The organism is Bradyrhizobium sp. SHOUNA76, from assembly GCF_023006445.1.
GTDB lineage: Bacteria > Pseudomonadota > Alphaproteobacteria > Rhizobiales > Xanthobacteraceae > Bradyrhizobium.
In genome coordinates this window covers 1-375 of record NZ_JALBHA010001188.1, presented here as the reverse complement: position 1 = coordinate 375, position 375 = coordinate 1, and the positions used below count along the sequence as shown (strand labels likewise).

The window sequence follows — 375 nt, the reverse complement described above, 5'->3', positions numbered from 1 at the left end:
CGTGCTGCTGGTCGAGCACCACATGGGCCTCGTGATGTCGATCGCCGACCACGTCGTCGCGCTGAACTTCGGCAAGAAGCTCGCGGAGGGCACGCCCGCCCAGGTGCAGGCGGACCCCGACGTCATCAAGGCCTATCTCGGGAGCAAGGACCAATGACGACGCTGCTCAACGTCAAGGACCTGCGCGCCTATTACGGTCAGGTCCAGGCGCTCCATGGCCTGTCCTTCTCGCTCAACGAGGGCTCGCTCGTGACGCTGCTCGGTGCCAACGGCGCCGGCAAGACCACCACGCTGCGCGCGATCTGCAACATGGTGCGCTCCACCGGCGGCATCGAGTTCGACGGCAAGCCGCTCAACAACCGCTCGACCGAGAGC

General features: G+C 66.1%; 1 protein-coding gene and 1 pseudogene. Both read left to right on the top strand.

Annotated elements, in window-relative coordinates; genetic code table 11:
• Positions 1-157 (top strand): annotated as a pseudogene (livG, locus tag MOV74_RS40435) (high-affinity branched-chain amino acid ABC transporter ATP-binding protein LivG); the annotation flags it as partial.
• The coding region (locus MOV74_RS40430; protein WP_246933139.1) for an ATP-binding cassette domain-containing protein at positions 154-375 on the top strand (222 nt) is incomplete at its 3' end. The pseudogene livG and the gene MOV74_RS40430, both read left to right, overlap by 4 nt.